Below are 16181 nucleotides of genomic sequence, written 5' to 3' on the forward strand. Positions count from 1 at the left end.
GTGCCCGGCGGTGGCCCGTGGGGCGGGCGTGCGGGTCGCCTGACCAGCGTGCCGGGCGACCTCCGGCACGTCCGGCCTCCGGGAAAACCCGTATCACGTGACGGACATCACACTCCTGCCGCCTTCACGAGGGTTGACACGGCGGCGACCAGGACTTTTGGCGCATTCTGCATACCCTTTACGGTGAAATGCTCTTGATGGGATGTTCGGCAGACGTGAAGGGTTGCGGAAATGTGCGCCACGCGGGGGGTTCTGGATTGCCGACCAGGGAAGTCATGACTACTTTCGAGGCAGCAGTCTCGAAAGACCCACGGACGGGCCAACCGTCCACAACCTGAGTAGGTGACTTGCGTGGCACTCCCTCCCCTCACCCCTGAGCAGCGTGCAGCCGCACTTGAGAAGGCGGCCGAAGCCCGTCGCGTGCGCGCCGAGATCAAGAACAAGCTGAAGTACTCGCAGGGCTCTCTCAAGGAGGTCATCGAGAAGGGTCGGACCGACGACGTCGTCGGCAAGCTCAAGGTCGTCTCCCTGCTGGAGTCCATGCCCGGAGTGGGTAAGGTGAAGGCGAAGGCGATCATGGAGGAGATCGGGATCGCCGAGACGCGCCGCGTGCGCGGCCTGGGGCCGCACCAGTCCGCGGCCCTGATCGAGAGGTTCGGCTGAAATTTCCACCACAGACCCCGCCCGGCTGACGGTTCTGGCCGGGCCGACGGCAGTCGGCAAGGGGACCGTGTCCGCGGACGTGCGTGACCGGTTCCCGCAGGTGTGGCTCTCGGTGTCGGCGACCACGCGGTCGCCACGCCCCGGGGAAGTGGACGGCGTCCACTACCGGTTCGTCAGCCACGACGAGTTCGACCGGCTCGTCGAGGCCGGCGAGATGCTCGAATGGGCCGTCGTCCACGGGAGGAACCGGTACGGCACACCCCGCGGACCCGTCGAGGAGAAGCTCAAGGCCGGTGTGCCGGTGCTCCTGGAGATCGACCTCCAGGGCGCGCGGCAGGTGCGCGAGGCCGTCCAGGCGATGGACGGCCTCGACGCATGCTTCGTGTTCCTCGCCCCGCCCAGCTTCGCCGAGCTCGAACGCCGGCTCGTCGGGCGCGGCACCGAGGGCGCCGAGGAACGCGCCCGCCGGCTGCGCACCGCGCACGTCGAACTCGCCGCCGAGAGCGAGTTCGACGTCACGATCGTCAACGACGAGGTGCACCGCGCCACCGACGAACTCATGTCCGTGGCACTCAGCTCCCGCGAGCAGAGCCGTCCCGGACAAGGCCATCCCGGACAGGGCCGCCCCGGGTCGCGGGACCTCCGGAGCCGTCCCGAACCGACAGGCCCCCAGGGCCCTCCCGAGCCGCCGGGCTCCGCCGCGGCGGGCGCTCCCGCATCGCGTCATCACGTCGGCGCGACCCGACCGGCCGCCGGGAACCGGTGACACCGGCCCGCGCCTGCCCGTCCACCGACCGGCGCCCGCAACAGCGCACGACCTTCCCTCCGCCGTGTCGGCGGTCGCACGGGCAGGTAGACTGTCCTGCGGACTTTTCCCCGTAATCCCCAACCTCCTGGAGCTGCATCATGGCTGGATCCGTCGCACGGCCCGAGGGCATCACCGACCCGCCGATCGACGAACTGCTCGCCCACACCGAGTCGAAGTACGGCCTCGTGCTGTACGCCTCCAAGCGGGCCCGCCAGATCAACGCGTACTACTCCCAGCTCAACGAGGGCCTGCTGGAGAACGTCGGCCCCCTCGTGGAGGCCCGCAACCAGGAAAAGCCCCTGTCCATCGCCATGCGCGAGATCAACCAGGGCCTCCTGACCATCGAAGAGGTCGACCCCGCCGAGATCGAGGCCCGCAAGCAGGCCGAGGCCGAGGCCGCCCAGGCGCTGCCCGAGTTCCCGGGCTGAGGCCGCGCGCGAGCGCGACCACCCGCAGCCCTCCCACCCGCAGCCCGACCACTCGAGGCCATCCATGCGGATCCTGCTCGGCGTCAGCGGCGGCATCGCCGCCTACAAGGCCGTCCTCCTGCTGCGCCTGCTGCGCGAACAGGGTCACGCGGTCCGCGTGATCCCCACGGAGGCCGCCCTGCGGTTCGTCGGCGCGCCCACCTTCGAGGCGCTGTCCGGCGAACCCGTGACCACCGAGGTGTTCGACGACGTCCCCGGCGTGCAGCACGTCGCGCTCGGCCAGGGCGCCGACCTGATCGTCGTCGCCCCCGCCACCGCCGACCTGCTCGCGCGGGCCGCGGCCGGCCGCGCCGACGACCTGCTCACCAGCACCCTGCTCGCCGCCCGCTGCCCCGTGGTCATGGCCCCCGCCATGCACACCGAGATGTGGGAGCACCCCGCCACCCGCGCCAACGTCGCCACCCTGCGCGAGCGTGGCGTGCACGTCATCGAGCCCGCCAGCGGCCGCCTCACCGGCAAGGACACCGGACCCGGGCGCCTGCCCGAACCCGAGGACATCGCCCGCCAGGCCCTGAGCGTCGCCGGGAGGCGGGACGAGGACGCCGCGGCGCGCGGAACGAGTACCGACGACCTGGCCGGCAAGCACGTCGTCGTCTCCGCCGGCGGCACCCGCGAGCCGATCGACCCGGTGCGGTTCATCGGCAACCGGTCCAGCGGCCGGCAGGGCGTGGCCCTGGCGGCCGCCGCCGCCGCCCGCGGGGCCCGCGTCACCCTCGTGGCGGCGAACATCGACGAGTCCGTCCTGGAACCGCTGACCACCGAGCCCGGCGCCGCCGAGCGCGTCGCCGTCGTCCCCGTGGGCTCCACCGCACAGCTGGCCGACGCCGTGCACGAGGCCGCCGCCACGGCCGACGTCGTGGTCATGGCAGCCGCCGTCGCCGACTTCCGCCCCGAGACCATCCCGGACGCCAAGATCAAGAAGACTCCCGGCCGGGCGCCCGACCCGATCCGGCTCGTCGAGAACCCGGACATCCTCGCGGGCCTGGCCCGCGAGCGCCGCCGGCCCGGCCAGGTCGTGGTGGGCTTCGCGGCGGAGACGGGCGACGCGGCCGGGGGCGTGCTGGAGCACGGGCGGGCGAAGGCGCGGCGCAAGGGGGCCGATCTGCTGGTGGTGAACGCGGTGGGGGAACGGCGGGGTTTCGGTACGGCGTCGAACGAGGTGACGGTGCTGGACGGGGCGGGTGAGGTGGTGTCGCGGGCTGCGGGGTCGAAGCGCGTGGTGGCGGACGCGGTGTGGGACGCGGTGCTGAAGTCGGTCCGCTGATGCCGGGTCCCGCGGCGGGCTCGTGGGTCGCTGGTGAGGGGCGTCTCACCTGTCGGATGTCGGCATTCGCGTGCTGAGACCGTAGTCTGGTGTCCATGAGTGATCTGCGTCTGTTCACCTCGGAATCCGTGACCGAGGGGCACCCGGACAAGGTGTGTGATCAGATCTCCGACGCGATCCTGGACGCCCTGCTGGAGCAGGACCCCGCCTCGAGGGTCGCGGTGGAGACGATGGTGACCACCGGGCTGGTGCATGTGGCGGGTGAGGTGACCACGGAGGCGTACGTCGAGATCCCGCAGATCGTGCGGGACGTGGTGCGGGAGATCGGGTACACGTCCAGCGCGATCGGGTTCGACGCGGACTCGTGCGGGGTGTCGGTGTCGATCGGTCAGCAGAGCCCGGACATCGCCCAGGGCGTGGACAAGTCGCTGGAGGGCCGGGACGACTCGTCCGGTCCCGGGGTCGAGGGCGATCCGCTGGACGTGCAGGGTGCGGGCGATCAGGGGCTGATGTTCGGGTACGCGTCGGACGAGACGGCGTCGTTGATGCCGTTGCCCGTGTGGCTGGCGCACCGGCTGTCGGAGCGGTTGTCGGCGGTGCGCAAGTCGGGGGAGCTGCTGGGGTTGCGGCCGGACGGCAAGACGCAGGTGACGATCGGGTACGACGGCGATCGTGCGGTGGCGGTGGACACGGTGGTGCTGTCCACGCAGCACGATCCGGACGTCATCCAGGAGAAGCTCGCGCGCGAGGTCGCGGAGAAGGTGATCGGTCCGGTGCTGGCCGACGCCGCGGCGGAGTCGGGGCTCGTGGTGGACGGTGCGCGCCTGATCGTGAACCCGACGGGCAAGTTCGTCGTCGGGGGGCCGCAGGGTGACGCCGGGCTGACGGGCCGCAAGATCATCGTCGACACCTACGGCGGTATGGCGCGGCACGGTGGCGGGGCGTTCTCGGGGAAGGACCCGTCGAAGGTGGACCGGTCGGCGGCGTACGCGATGCGGTGGGTGGCGAAGAACGTGGTGGCCGCAGGGCTGGCGCGCCGGTGCGAGGTGCAGGTGGCGTACGCGATCGGCAAGGCGCACCCGGTGGGCCTGTACGTGGAGACGTTCGGTACCGAGACGGTGCCGCCGGCGCGTATCGAGGCCGCGATCCGCCAGGTGTTCGACCTGCGCCCGGCGGCGATCACCCGTGACCTGGACCTGCTGCGTCCCATCTACCGTCGCACGGCGGCCTACGGTCATTTCGGCCGTGACCTGCCGGGCTTCACGTGGGAGCGCACGGATCGGGTGGAGGCGCTGCTCGCGGCGGTGTGACCGCTGCGCGCGGGCGCGCGGGCCCTGGTGGGTCCTTCGTCGATGTCCGTCAGTCGTGGTGGGATAGCACCCGTGGATCAGGAGCCGCTTCCCGGGCTGGACGGAGCCGCCGTGACGGCGGCCCCGGGCGGTGGCGCGCGGTCCGGCGGGAAGGGTGCCGCGGGGAAGACGTCCCCCGGGCAGCAGGCCACGGCCGAGACCGGTGGCGTGCCGATCGCCGCGGACCTGCCGGTGGCGCGGGTCGCCCTGGACCTGCAGCCGGCGCATCTCGACCAGCCGTACGACTACCTCGTCCCGGAGTCGATGGACGGCGACGCGCAGCCGGGCGTGCGGATCAAGGTGCGGTTCGGGCGGCAGGAGGCCGGCGGGTTCGTCGTGGCCCGTCTCGCGGAGTCGGATCACGAGGGCCGGCTGGTCCCCCTGAAGCGCGTCGTGTCGGCCGAGCGGGTGCTGACCCCGCAGGTGCTGGACCTGTGCCGGGCCGTGGCCGCCCGGTACGGGGGGACGCTGGCCGACGTGCTGCGCCTGGCGGTTCCGCCGCGGCACGCCCGCGTCGAGCAGGAGGACCCGGCCCAAGCCCCCGAGGGCGACGGCGAGGGCGCGGCGGCGGGGGACTGGTCGACCGATCCGGGCGGTACGGGAACCTCCGCCTGGGCGCCGTACCAGGGCGGGGAGGCGTTCCTGCGGCGGGTGCTCGGCGGTGACGCGCCGCGGGCGGTGTGGTCCGCGCTGCCGGGCGTCGACGACACACGGCCCGGCGGCCCGGCGGCCGGCGGCGCACGTGACCCCGACGAGCCGGCCGGGCCACGTCCCGGCACGGGGACGGGCACACCCGTCCCGCGCTGGGCGACGGCGGTGGCGGACGCGGTCACCGCGTGCGTGGCCGGCGGCCGGGGCGCGCTCGTCGTCGTGCCCGACACGCGCGACGTCGCCCGCGTGCGCGCCGCGCTCGACGCCGCCGGCATCCGCGCCGGGCCCGGCGGGCACGTGCGGCTCACCGCCGACGACGGCCCCGCCCCCCGCTACCGCGCCTACCTCGCCGCCCTGCGCGGTCACGCATCCGTGGTCGTCGGCACCCGGGCCGCCATGTTCGCACCCGTGCGGGACCTGGGGCTGGTGGTGCTGTGGGGCGACGGGGAGGAGACGCTCGCCGAGCCGCACGCCCCCTACCCGCACGCCCGCGACGTCCTCGCGATCCGTGCCACGCAGGCGCCCGCCGCGTTCCTGCTCGGCGCACCCGGCCGCACCGCCCAGGCCCAGGCCCTGCTCGTGAGCGGGTGGGCGCGTGAGCTCGCCCCCGCCCGCGACACCCTGCGCGCGCACACGCCCCGCGTGCGGGCACTGACATCGGTCGAGCTGGCGCGCGACGGCGCCGCGGCCGCCGCCAGACTCCCGTCCGTGGCGTGGCGTGCCGCGCGCGACGCCCTCCAGCACGGCCCGGTGCTGGTGCAGGTGCCCCGCGGCGGCTACCTGCCCGTCGTGGCCTGCTCCCGCTGCCGCACCGCCGCCCGCTGCGAGGCCTGCCACGGCCCGCTCGGCCTGCCGCGCGCCGACGCGTCCCCCCAGTGCACCTGGTGCGGCCGGATGGCCGGCGGCTGGTCGTGCCCCGAGTGCGGCTGGACCGGGCTGCGGTCCGTGCGCGTCGGGTCCGCACGCACCGCCGAAGAACTCGGCCGCGCCTTCACCGGCGTCCCCGTGCGCCTCTCGGCGGCCTCCGCCCCGGCCGGCGTGCTCGACACCGTGCCGGGCGAGCCCGCGCTGGTCGTGGCCACCCCGGGCGCCGAACCCGTGGCCGGCGGCGGCTACGCCGCCGTGCTCCTGCTGGACGCCGCGGTCACGTCCGGCGGCACGCACCTGGCCGCCGGGACCGAGGCCCTGGGCCGCTGGCTGTCCGCCGCCGCCCTGGCCCGGCCCGACGGCCAGGTGCTCCTCGTCGGAGACGGCGCACCCGGACCCAGCCAGGCCCTCGTGCGCTGGGATCCCGGCGGGTTCGCCGCCCGCGAGCTCGACGAACGCGCCGCCCTGGGCCTGCCGCCCGCCGTCCGGGTCGCCGCCGTCACCGGGGACCGCGAGGCCGTGGCCGCCGTCGTCGGGCGGGTCGGCCTGGCGGGAGAGAACGTCCTGGGGCCGGTCGAGGTGGACGACCCGTCACCCACCGTGACCCGCCGCGCCGCCGGCACGCCCCGCGGCGAACGGCCCGCGGCGGCCGCCGCCCAGGAGGCGTTCGACGTGGCCCGGCCGGTACGGACCGTGCTGCGCGTGCCGCTCGACCAGGGCGACGAACTCGCGCGACGACTGCGCGCGTCGATGGCCGTACGATCGGCGAGGCGAGAACGCGGCACCGCCCGCACCAGGCTGGACCCCGAGGAGATGCTGTGAGCCGGAACCCGAGCGAGAACACCTTCACCGTGGAGAACACCGTCGAGAAGGCGCTCCGGAACACCACCGGGGACGCCGCGACGATCGAGACCGTCGTCCTCGACCTCGGGAACGTCCTGGTCGGCTGGGACCCGTACGCCGCCTACGCGGATCACACCGACGCGGCCGGCCACACCTGGACCACCGCCGACACCGGCGCGTTCTTCGAGGAGATCGGGTTCGCCGCCCTCAACCACGAGGCCGACGCCGGCCGGTCGTTCGCGGACATCGTCGCCCAGCTCGAGCGCACCCACCCGCACCGGGCCGCCGACCTGGCCGTGTACGTCGACCGCTACGCCCGCACCCTGACCGGCCCCGTCCCCGGCTCGGAGACGCTCGTGAACGACCTCGCCGGCCTCGGCCTGCGCCTGTACGGGCTGACGAACTGGTCCGCCGAGACGTTCCGGCACGCCGAGCCCGCCGCCCCCGCGATCGGACTGCTCGACGACGTCGTCGTGTCCGGCCGCGTCGGGCTCGCCAAGCCGGACCCGCGCATCTACGAACTCCTCGCGCGGCGGTTCGACGTCGCCCCGGCACGCGCCGTCTTCGTCGACGACAAGCAGGAGAACATCGACGCCGCCCGCAGCTGCGGCTTCCACGCGATCCGGTTCACCGACGCGCCGGCGCTGCGCCGGGAGCTGCGAAGGCTGGGCGTCGCCGTCTGACGCGTCGTGGCGGACCGGATCCGGGACGAGCGGGCACCGAGGGAGCACAGGGCGGTGCCCCTGAGGCAACGCGGGCGCGCGCCCGCTCGTAGACTTGCCCGGTGCGTCTCCTGTTTGCCGGAACCCCCGAACCCGCCGTCGCCTCCCTGGAGGCGCTGATCGCCTCCCGTCACGAGGTGGTGGCCGTGCTGACCCGCGCCGACGCGCCGTCGGGCCGGGGCAGGAAGCTCACCCCGAGCCCCGTGCGGGTCCGGGCCCAGGACGCCGGCATCCCCGTGATCACCGACCGGCCGCGTGGCGAGGAGTTCCTCGCCACGCTGCGCGAGCTCGACGTCGATGCCGCGCCCGTGGTCGCCTACGGGCACATCCTGCGCCCCGACGTCCTCGCCGTCCCGCGCCTCGGATGGGTCAACCTGCACTTCTCCGTGCTGCCCGCCTGGCGTGGCGCCGCGCCCGTGCAGCACGCCGTCATCGCCGGGGACGAGGTGACCGGCGCGACCACCTTCCTCCTCGACGAAGGCATGGACACCGGCCCCGTCCTCGGCACCACCACCGAGACGATCCGGCCCGCCGACACCTCCGGCGACCTCCTGGGCCGCCTGGCCGTCTCCGGCGCCGAGCTCCTGGTCCGCACGCTCGACGCCCTGGAGGACGGCACCCTCTCCCCGCAGCCTCAGCCCGCCGACGGCGTCTCGATCGCCCCGAAGCTCACCCCCGAGCACGCCGAGGTCCGCTGGCACGACCCCGCGCTCGCCGTCGACCGCCTCGTGCGGGGCTGCACACCCGCGCCGGGAGCGTGGACCACGCTGCCCGGCGACGGCCGTGGCGGGGCCGGTGGTGGTGCGCGGCTCGGCCTCGGCCCCGTCACGCCCGCCCCCGACGTCACCGACCTCGCACCCGGCCAGGTCCGCGCCGAGAAGCAGCGCGTCCTGGTCGGCACCGCCACCCACGCCGTCGCCCTCGGCGAGGTCAGGCCACCGGGCAAGAAGCCCATGCCCGCCCCCGACTGGGCGCGCGGCGCGGGCCGCGCACCCATCGAGGCCGGGCTCGTCCTGGGCGGATCGGAGGTCCGGGCGTGAACGCGCACGACGGCGGACGCCGCGACTCCCGCGGGCGGCAGCGGTCCGCCGCCCGGTTCCGGGGTGACCGGCCGGCGTCCCGGCAGGCGCCGGGGCAGCGCGTCAAGCGCACCGACCCGGCGCGTACGGCCGCGTTCGACGTGCTGCGGGAGGTCGACGAGTCCGACGCGTACGCCAACCTCGTCCTGCCGCCGCTGCTCGCCGACCGGCGCATCCGCGGCCGCGACGCCGGGTTCGCCACCGAGCTGACCTACGGCACGCTGCGCATGCGCGGCCGCTACGACGCGGTGCTCGCCCACTGCGTGGACCGGCCCCTGGACGACCTCGACGCGGGCGTGCTCGACGTGCTGCGCCTGGGCGTGCATCAGCTCCTGGGGATGCGCGTGCCCTCCCACGCCGCGGTGTCCGAGACGGTGGCGCTGGCGCGCGCGAACGTGGGCGCCGGGCCGGCGCAGTTCGTCAACGCGGTGCTGCGCCGCGTGTCGGAGGCGAGCCTGGAGGAGTGGCTGGCGCGGATCACCGCCGGGGCTCCGGACGACCTCACGGGGCTGGCCGCGGTGGAGTCCCACCCGATGTGGGTCGTGCGGTCGATGCGTGAGGCGCTGGCCGGTCACGGCCGGGACGCGGCCGAGATCGGGGATCTGCTGGCGGCCGACAACGTGGCGCCGCGCGTGACGCTCGTCGCCCGGCCGGGCCTGGCCGACGTGTCTGACGACGGCGCCTGGCACGATGCCGACCTGGTCCCCGGCCGGTGGGCGCCCACCGCGCTCGTGCTGGAGGGCAACGACCCCGGCGCCGTCCCCGCCGTGCGGGACGGGCGGGCCGGCGTGCAGGACGAGGGTTCCCAGCTCGTCACGCTCGCGCTGGCGGGCGTGACGCTGGACGAGGCTCCCGGCGGCGGGGGCGAGCGCTGGCTCGACCTGTGTGCCGGGCCGGGAGGCAAGGCGGCGCTGCTCGCGGCCCTGGCCGCGCAGCGGGGGGCGACACTCGTGGCGAACGAGATCCAGCCGCACCGGGCACGGCTCGTGCGGCGGGCGCTGGCCTCCGTCCCCGAGGGCGCGGTCGAGGAGGTGCGCACCGGCGACGGCCGCGACATCGGCACCGACGAACCCGGCGCCTACGACCGGGTCCTCGTGGACGCGCCCTGCACGGGCCTGGGCGCGCTGCGCCGCCGCCCCGAGTCCCGCTGGCGCCGCACCCCCGCGGACCTGGCGACCCTCACCGGCCTGCAGCGCGAGCTCCTGGACTCCGCGCTCGACGCGGTCCGGCCCGGGGGAGTGGTCGCCTACGTGACCTGCTCACCGGTCCTGGCCGAGACGCAGCTCGTGGTGACGGACGTGCTGCGCAAGCGGGACGACGTCGAACGCCTCGACACGCCCCGCGCCGTGCGGTCGGTGCTGCGCACCGCACCCGGCGGCACGACGCCGGACCTGCCGCTGCCGTCGGGCGCCGCGGCCCGCGACGACGTCCAGCTGTGGCCCCACGTCCACGGCACCGACGCGATGCACCTGACCCTGCTGCGCAGGCGCTGACCCGACCCGCCCGGCACGGCCCCCCACCGGGTCGCCCGGCAGCTCGCCCCGGCGGGGCCTACGTGCTCCGCCCGGCGCGCAGCGTGTCCGGGACCAGCTCCGCGCCGTCCACGCCGTCGAGCAGGAGCGGGGAGAGCGGCTCGCCGCGCCGGATGACGCTGATGGTGCCCGACGGCTCCAGCACGGCTATCGCGACCTCGTCGACGTTGCGGATCCCGGCCTGCCGCAGCCGGCCCGCGAGCTCGTGCGGCGCGACGCGGCAGCGCCGCAGGTTGCGTTCCACGATCTCGGGCCCGGCCATCAGTACCACCGGACGCGTCGTGATCGCGCGGGCGCCCCAGCCGCGGATGCGGCTCGTCACGAGCTGGCATGCCGCCAGCGTGGCCAGCGCGAGGATGCCGCCCGCGAGCCGCGGCGCCTCGCCGAGGGCGGCGCGGCCCATGATCGAGCCGATGCCGATGATCGCCGCCAGGTCGAAGGCCGACAGCCCGGCCAGCATGCGCTGCCCGAGCAGCCGCACCAGCACCACGAGCGCCGCGTACATGCCCACCGTCGCCAGCACGACGGCGACGGCTTCGAGCGGCGAGATCCCCAGGAGTTCCGTCACGGCACGAGATTCTGCCGTGCTCCGGGTCCCTGCGAGTAATCCGCACGCCTGCCGGGACTCCTCGCGGCGGACCCGCCATAGGCTTGGCCGCATGAGCGCCCTCATCGCACCGAGCATCCTGTCGGCCGACTTCATGAACCTGGAGAGCGAGCTGCAGCGCATCTCCGACGCCGACTTCGCGCACGTGGACGTCATGGACAACCACTTCGTGCCGAACCTGACCCTGGGCCTGCCCGTGTTCGAGCGGCTGACCAAGGTGTCGCCGGTGCCCGTGGACGCGCACCTGATGATCGAGGACCCGGACCGCTGGGCGCCCGCCTACGCCGAGGCCGGCGCGGCATCGGTGACGTTCCACGCCGAGGCCGCCGCGGCGCCGGTGCGCCTCGCCCGGGAACTGCGGCGTCTCGGCTCGCGTGCGGGAGTCGCGCTGCGGCCCGCGACGCCCGTCGAGCCGTTCCTGGACCTGCTGACCGAGGTCGACATGATCCTCGTCATGACGGTCGAGCCCGGATTCGGCGGGCAGTCGTTCATCGAGGGCACCCTGCCCAAGATCCGGCGCGCGCGGCAGGCGATCGGCGAGTCCGGCCTGGACGTGTGGGTACAGGTCGACGGCGGCATCTCCCGCGACACCATCGACCGTGCCGCCGACGCGGGCGCGAACGTGTTCGTCGCCGGCTCGGCCGTCTACGGGGCCGACGACGTCGCCGGCGAGATCGCGGCCCTGCGCGACCTGGCCTCGCGCCACACCCACTGACAAGGGTTCAACAGGGTCCCCGGCCGGTAGCCGACGGCCGCGGGACGGGACAGTCCGGTCCGTGAGACGAACGCCACTCCCGCCCCGCACACGGGCTGTGGCATGCTTGCTGGTGTCAGCACTACGCAACATACGTGCTCCGGGGTCGGTGTAATTCCGAACCGGCGGTGATAGTCCGCGACCCGCGTCCTGCCTCACGGCAGGCCGGTTGACCTGGTGGAATTCCAGGGCCGACGGTGAAAGTCCGGATGGGAGGAAGCACGTACGGCCGCGTCGTCGGGCGCACCCTCATGGGGTGGGCTCTCCGTCGTGGCCGGCGCCGTCGTCCGAGCCGTCGTCCGGGAGGTTCCCGGCCCGGCGAACGGGCGGCTACTCGGCGAACCCCCGGAGCATCGACGCTCTGGGAGGGAAACCACTGATGTTCACCGGCATCGTCGAGGAGACCGGCACGGTCCGCTCCCTCGTCCATCCCGACGAGGGGGGCACCGACGCGGTCCTCACCGTCGTCGCACCCCTCGCCGCGTCCGACGCGCGGCCAGGCGACTCCATCGCCGTCGACGGCGTCTGCCTCACCGTCACCCGCCTGTCCGGGGACGACGACGCGACCGCCGCCCCCGGCACCATCACGTTCGAGGTCATGCCCGAGACCCTGCGCCGCAGCACCCTCGGCGCCCTGACCCCCGCGGCGCGCGTCAACCTCGAGCGCGCACTGCCCGCGAACGGCCGCCTCGGCGGACACATCGTGCAGGGGCACGTCGACGGCACCGCCACCCTGCTGCGGCGCGACCCGGGCCCCCGCTGGGACGAACTCACCTTCGCGGCCGAGGCCGGGCTGCTGCGCTACGTCGCCGAGAAGGGCTCCATCGCGCTGGGCGGCGTCTCGCTGACCGTCACGCACGTGTCCGACGCGCCGGACGCACCCGGCCAGGCAGACGGGACCGGTGAGACCGGCGCTGCCGGCGGAGCCGCTCCCGGGCGGGGCACGTTCGGCGTCTCCCTCATCCCCACCACCCTGGAGTCCACCACCCTCGGTGAGCTCACGCCCGGATCGGCCGTGAACGTCGAGGTGGACGTCCTGGCGAAGTACACCGAACGGCTTCTCGCAGGCATGGGAGCGGGCACGGGAGCACGCCCGCACGCCGCCGGGTCCGGCCCGGGCGGGCACGCCGTTCCCGCACCCGATGCTCCCTCGTCGAGCACGCACGCCAACTCGGAGGTGCCCGCATGACCGCCGTCGTCCCCGACCACACCGCACACACCGAACCGGCCACGCAGACCGGGGCGGCCGCGCAGCCGCGGCCGGGCGGGCGCCCCGAGCACACCGTCGCCGCCGCCCTGGACGCGCTGCGTGCAGGGCGGCCCGTTCTCGTCGCGGACGACGCGACCCGCGAGAACGAGGTCGACGTCGTCCTGCCCGCCGCCCACGCGACCACCAAGTGGGTCGCCTGGACCGTGCGGCACACCTCCGGCTACCTGTGCGCGCCCATGCCCGCCGACCGGGCCGACGCGCTCGGCCTGCCGCTCATGTGGGAGGACAGCGAGGACCCGCGCCGCACCGCGTACACGGTGTCCGTGGACGCCCGCGGCGTGGGCACGGGGATCAGCGCGGCCGACCGCGCCCTGACGCTGCGCACCCTTGCCGACCCCGCCACCGGGCCCGCCGACCTCATGCGTCCCGGCCACGTCCTCCCGCTGCGCGCGCGCCCCGGAGGGGTCGCCGAACGACGCGGTCACACGGAGGCCTCCGTCGACCTCGTGCGCCTCGCCGGCCTCGACACCGGCGCCGGCGCCGTCGCGGCGATCGCCGAACTCGTCGCCGACGACGGCGCCATGCTGCGCCACGACGACGCCCTGCGGCTGGCCGACGCCGAAGGACTGGTCCTGATCACGGTGTCGGACGTCGTGGAATACCGGCAGCATGCACCGGGCCCGGACCACGGCGGTTCGGCCGGCCACGGCACGGACGACGTCTTCCCGGTCACGACGACGTCCGAGGACGGCGAGCTTGCCGACGGGTCGCCGCTCGGCGGCCGGGGGGAGACCGCGCGGCGCGGCGAGCAGCACCGCGTCGTCCGCGTCGCCGAGGCGTTCCTGCCCACCACGCACGGCACGTTCCGCGTCACCTCCTACCGTGACACCGTCACGGGCGCCGAGCACCTGGCGCTCGTGCCCGCTCCGGGAGCGACGACCCCAGACCTGGCGGCGAGCGCCGAGCCCGGGCGTGCGGGTCGGGAGGCCGGGACGGCTCTCCCCGAGGCCGCGGCGGCTGTTGTTCCTGGTCCGGCAGCTGCCGGTTCCGGTGCGGCGCGTGCGGTCGCGGGTACCGACTCCGCGCGGCCGGCGCTGGTGCGGATGCACTCGGAGTGCCTGACCGGTGATGCGCTGGGTTCGCTGCGGTGCGACTGCGGTCCGCAGCTGGCGGCGTCGCTGGAGGTGGTGGCGGCGTCCGCGGCCGAGGGGCGGCCGGGCGCGGTGGTGTACCTGCGGGGGCACGAGGGCCGGGGGATCGGGCTGGCGGACAAGATCGCGGCGTACGCGTTGCAGGACGGCGGGCTGGACACGGTGGACGCGAACTCGTCCCTGGGGCTGCCGGTGGACGCGCGGGAGTACGGCGCGGCGGCGGCGATCCTGGGCGATCTGGGGATCGACCGCGTGGAGCTGCTGACGAACAACCCGGCGAAGACGTCGGGGTTGCGGGCGGCGGGGGTCGACGTCGTCGGGCGGCGGGCGCTGCAGGTGGGTGCCGGACCGCACAACGTGACGTACCTGAGCACGAAGCGGGATCGGATGGGACACATGCTGGAGGTGGCACGATGAGCGGAGCGGGAGCGCCGTCGCTGACGGTGGACGGCCGGGGACTGCACGTGGTGGTGGTCGCGGCGAGCTGGCACACGCAGGTGATGGACGGGCTGCTGGACGGGGCGCGGCGGGCGCTGCGGGAGTCCGGGGCGGAGTGGAGCGAGGTGCGGGTGCCGGGGTCGTTCGAGCTGCCGGTGGCGGTCGCGCGGGTCGCCGGCCTGCCGGACGCGGTGGCGGGGATGGGCGACCCGTTGGCACGGCGGCCGGACGCGGTGGTGGCGCTCGGTGTGGTGATCCGGGGCGGTACCCCGCACTTCGACTACGTGTGCTCGGCCGCGACCACGGGCCTGGTGGACGTGAGCGTGCGCACGGGGATCCCGGTCGGGTTCGGGCTCCTGACGTGTGACGACGAGGCGCAGGCGCTGGACCGGGCGGGTCTGCCGGGCAGCCGGGAGGACAAGGGGCACGAGGCTGTCCAGGCTGCGGTCGCCACGGCCGTGGCCCTGCGGTAGCGATTAGGCTCGGGGCCGTGAAGACCTTCGAGTCCTTGTTCGCCGAGCTCTCCGAGAAGGCCGCGACCCGTCCGGCAGGGTCGGGCACCGTGGCGCAGCTGGACGCCGGCGTGCATGCCATCGGCAAGAAGGTGGTCGAGGAGGCGGCCGAGGTGTGGATGGCCGCGGAGTACCAGTCGGAGGCCGCCACCGCCGAGGAGATCTCCCAGCTGCTGTATCACCTGCAGGTGATCATGCTCGCGAAGGGACTCACCCTCGAGGACGTGTACGCGCATCTGTAGCGGGCAGGTCCCGGCGGTCCGGCCACCGATGGCCCGACCGCCGGGTTCCGCAGGCCCGCTCGCAGCCCAGCCGTCCGTCCGACAAGGAAAGCGGGGGTCGGCAAGTCCGCTCGCCGAGTTCCCGCACGCCTGAGAAGGAAACACAGACATGTTGCGTATCGCGGTTCCCAACAAGGGGTCCCTGTCCGAGCCCGCGTCCGAGATGCTGCGCGAGGCCGGCTACCGGCAGCGCCGCTCCAGCCGTGAGCTGGTGCTCGCCGATCCCGACAACGGGTGCGAGTTCTTCTTCCTGCGTCCGCGTGACGTGGCCGTCTACGTCGGCGCGGGCACCGTGCACGCCGGGGTGACCGGCCGTGACCTGCTGCTGGACTCCGGGGCGAACGCCGTCGAGCACCTGGCTCTCGGGTTCGCGCGGTCCACGTTCCGGTTCGCGGCGCCCGTCGGGACGATGCGCGAGGTGAGCGACATCGCGGGGCGCCGGGTGGCGTCGTCGTACACGACGCTCGTCGCGGACCACCTGGCGAAGCAGGGCGTCGAACCGGCCGAGGTGGTCCACCTGGACGGCGCCGTGGAGAGCTCCGTCGGGCTGGGGGTGGCGGACCTCATCGCCGACGTCGTGGAGACCGGCAGCACGCTCAAGGCCGCCGGCCTGGAGGTGTTCGGCGACCCGATCCTCACGAGCGAGGCCGTGCTGATCCGGCAGGCCGACGCCGTCGCGCCGCCCGGGGTGCGTACCCTGACGCGCCGTCTCGAGGGCGTCATCACGGCGCGCTCCTATGTTCTGATGGACTACGTGGTGCCGAACGAGCTGCTGGAGCAGGCCGTGCGGATCACGCCGGGTTTCGAGTCGCCCACGGTCTCGCCGCAGCACCACCGTGACGCGTCGGCGGTCCGGGTCATGGTGCCGCGCGGCGACACCAACCGTGTGATGGACGCCCTGCACGACATCGGCGCACGCGCCATCATCGTGACGTCGATCCACGCCAGCCGCATGTAGAAGG

At 74.6% G+C, this 16181-nt stretch carries 15 protein-coding genes, 1 pseudogene and 1 riboswitch; of the genes and pseudogenes, 15 read left to right on the top strand and 1 reads right to left on the bottom strand.

The genetic code is table 11. The annotated features are described in order from the left end of the window. Positions 1 to 351: 351 nt before the first annotated feature. From mihF to ACYVK5_RS13840, 9 genes and pseudogenes are all read left to right on the top strand, one after another. The gene (gene mihF, locus ACYVK5_RS13800; RefSeq protein WP_123814648.1) at positions 352 to 663 is read left to right on the top strand and encodes an integration host factor, actinobacterial type; all 312 of its coding nucleotides are present in this window, start codon (positions 352 to 354) and stop codon (positions 661 to 663) included. Position 664: 1 nt separating this feature from the next. After that, a pseudogene (gene gmk, locus ACYVK5_RS13805) lies at positions 665 to 1228 on the top strand (guanylate kinase); the annotation flags it as partial. Positions 1229 to 1569: 341 nt separating this feature from the next. Continuing rightward, positions 1570 to 1899 carry a DNA-directed RNA polymerase subunit omega gene (gene rpoZ, locus ACYVK5_RS13810; RefSeq protein WP_460705877.1) on the top strand — a complete coding sequence of 110 codons (330 nt, stop codon included), beginning with the start codon at positions 1570 to 1572 and terminating at the stop codon, positions 1897 to 1899. Between the two features lie 64 nt (positions 1900 to 1963). Continuing rightward, positions 1964 to 3223 (top strand): bifunctional phosphopantothenoylcysteine decarboxylase/phosphopantothenate--cysteine ligase CoaBC, encoded by a 1260-nt coding sequence (coaBC, locus tag ACYVK5_RS13815; protein ID WP_460705879.1) that lies wholly within the window; start codon positions 1964 to 1966, stop codon positions 3221 to 3223. Positions 3224 to 3318: 95 nt separating this feature from the next. After that, positions 3319 to 4533, top strand: coding sequence for a methionine adenosyltransferase (metK, locus tag ACYVK5_RS13820; protein ID WP_460705881.1), 1215 nt, complete (start codon positions 3319 to 3321; stop codon positions 4531 to 4533). Between the two features lie 72 nt (positions 4534 to 4605). Next, positions 4606 to 6912, top strand: coding sequence for a primosomal protein N' (locus tag ACYVK5_RS13825; RefSeq protein ID WP_460705883.1), 2307 nt, complete (start codon positions 4606 to 4608; stop codon positions 6910 to 6912). Continuing rightward, a complete protein-coding gene (locus tag ACYVK5_RS13830) occupies positions 6909 to 7616 on the top strand; it encodes an HAD family hydrolase (RefSeq protein WP_460705885.1) in 708 nt (235 codons plus the stop codon). The genes ACYVK5_RS13825 and ACYVK5_RS13830 overlap by 4 nt, the downstream gene beginning before the upstream one ends. Before the next feature lie 101 nt (positions 7617 to 7717). After that, entirely contained in the window at positions 7718 to 8695 is a 978-nt protein-coding gene (fmt, locus tag ACYVK5_RS13835) for a methionyl-tRNA formyltransferase (protein ID WP_460705887.1), read from the top strand. Further along, positions 8692 to 10227 (top strand): RsmB/NOP family class I SAM-dependent RNA methyltransferase, encoded by a 1536-nt coding sequence (locus tag ACYVK5_RS13840; protein WP_460705889.1) that lies wholly within the window; start codon positions 8692 to 8694, stop codon positions 10225 to 10227. The genes fmt and ACYVK5_RS13840 overlap by 4 nt, the downstream gene beginning before the upstream one ends. Positions 10228 to 10285: 58 nt before the next feature. Here the strand turns inward: ACYVK5_RS13840 and ACYVK5_RS13845 are convergent, their stop codons facing one another. Continuing rightward, positions 10286 to 10834, bottom strand: coding sequence for a DUF421 domain-containing protein (locus ACYVK5_RS13845; RefSeq protein WP_460705891.1), 549 nt, complete (start codon positions 10832 to 10834; stop codon positions 10286 to 10288). 91 nt (positions 10835 to 10925) lie between these two features. Here ACYVK5_RS13845 and rpe point away from each other — a divergent pair, with 91 nt between their 5' ends. The 6 genes from rpe (at position 10926) to hisG (ending at position 16177) form a co-directional block, all read left to right on the top strand. Then, positions 10926 to 11588 (top strand): ribulose-phosphate 3-epimerase, encoded by a 663-nt coding sequence (rpe, locus tag ACYVK5_RS13850; RefSeq protein ID WP_460705893.1) that lies wholly within the window; start codon positions 10926 to 10928, stop codon positions 11586 to 11588. Positions 11589 to 11718: 130 nt separating this feature from the next. Next, a riboswitch (FMN riboswitch) is annotated at positions 11719 to 11854 on the top strand. 152 nt (positions 11855 to 12006) lie between these two features. Beyond that, a complete protein-coding gene (locus ACYVK5_RS13855) occupies positions 12007 to 12816 on the top strand; it encodes a riboflavin synthase (protein ID WP_460705895.1) in 810 nt (269 codons plus the stop codon). After that, complete coding sequence (gene ribB, locus ACYVK5_RS13860; RefSeq protein WP_460705897.1) at positions 12813 to 14405, top strand: 3,4-dihydroxy-2-butanone-4-phosphate synthase; 1593 nt, start codon at positions 12813 to 12815, stop codon at positions 14403 to 14405. Before ACYVK5_RS13855 ends, ribB begins: the two co-directional genes overlap by 4 nt. Beyond that, positions 14402 to 14899 carry a 6,7-dimethyl-8-ribityllumazine synthase gene (gene ribH / locus ACYVK5_RS13865; RefSeq protein ID WP_460705899.1) on the top strand — a complete coding sequence of 166 codons (498 nt, stop codon included), beginning with the start codon at positions 14402 to 14404 and terminating at the stop codon, positions 14897 to 14899. Before ribB ends, ribH begins: the two co-directional genes overlap by 4 nt. Before the next feature lie 17 nt (positions 14900 to 14916). Further along, a complete protein-coding gene (locus tag ACYVK5_RS13870; protein WP_460705901.1) occupies positions 14917 to 15180 on the top strand; it encodes a phosphoribosyl-ATP diphosphatase in 264 nt (87 codons plus the stop codon). Between the two features lie 148 nt (positions 15181 to 15328). Then, complete coding sequence (gene hisG / locus ACYVK5_RS13875) at positions 15329 to 16177, top strand: ATP phosphoribosyltransferase (protein ID WP_460705903.1); 849 nt, start codon at positions 15329 to 15331, stop codon at positions 16175 to 16177. Positions 16178 to 16181 lie beyond the last annotated feature (4 nt).

The sequence above is a fragment of the Myceligenerans halotolerans genome (assembly GCF_054782975.1).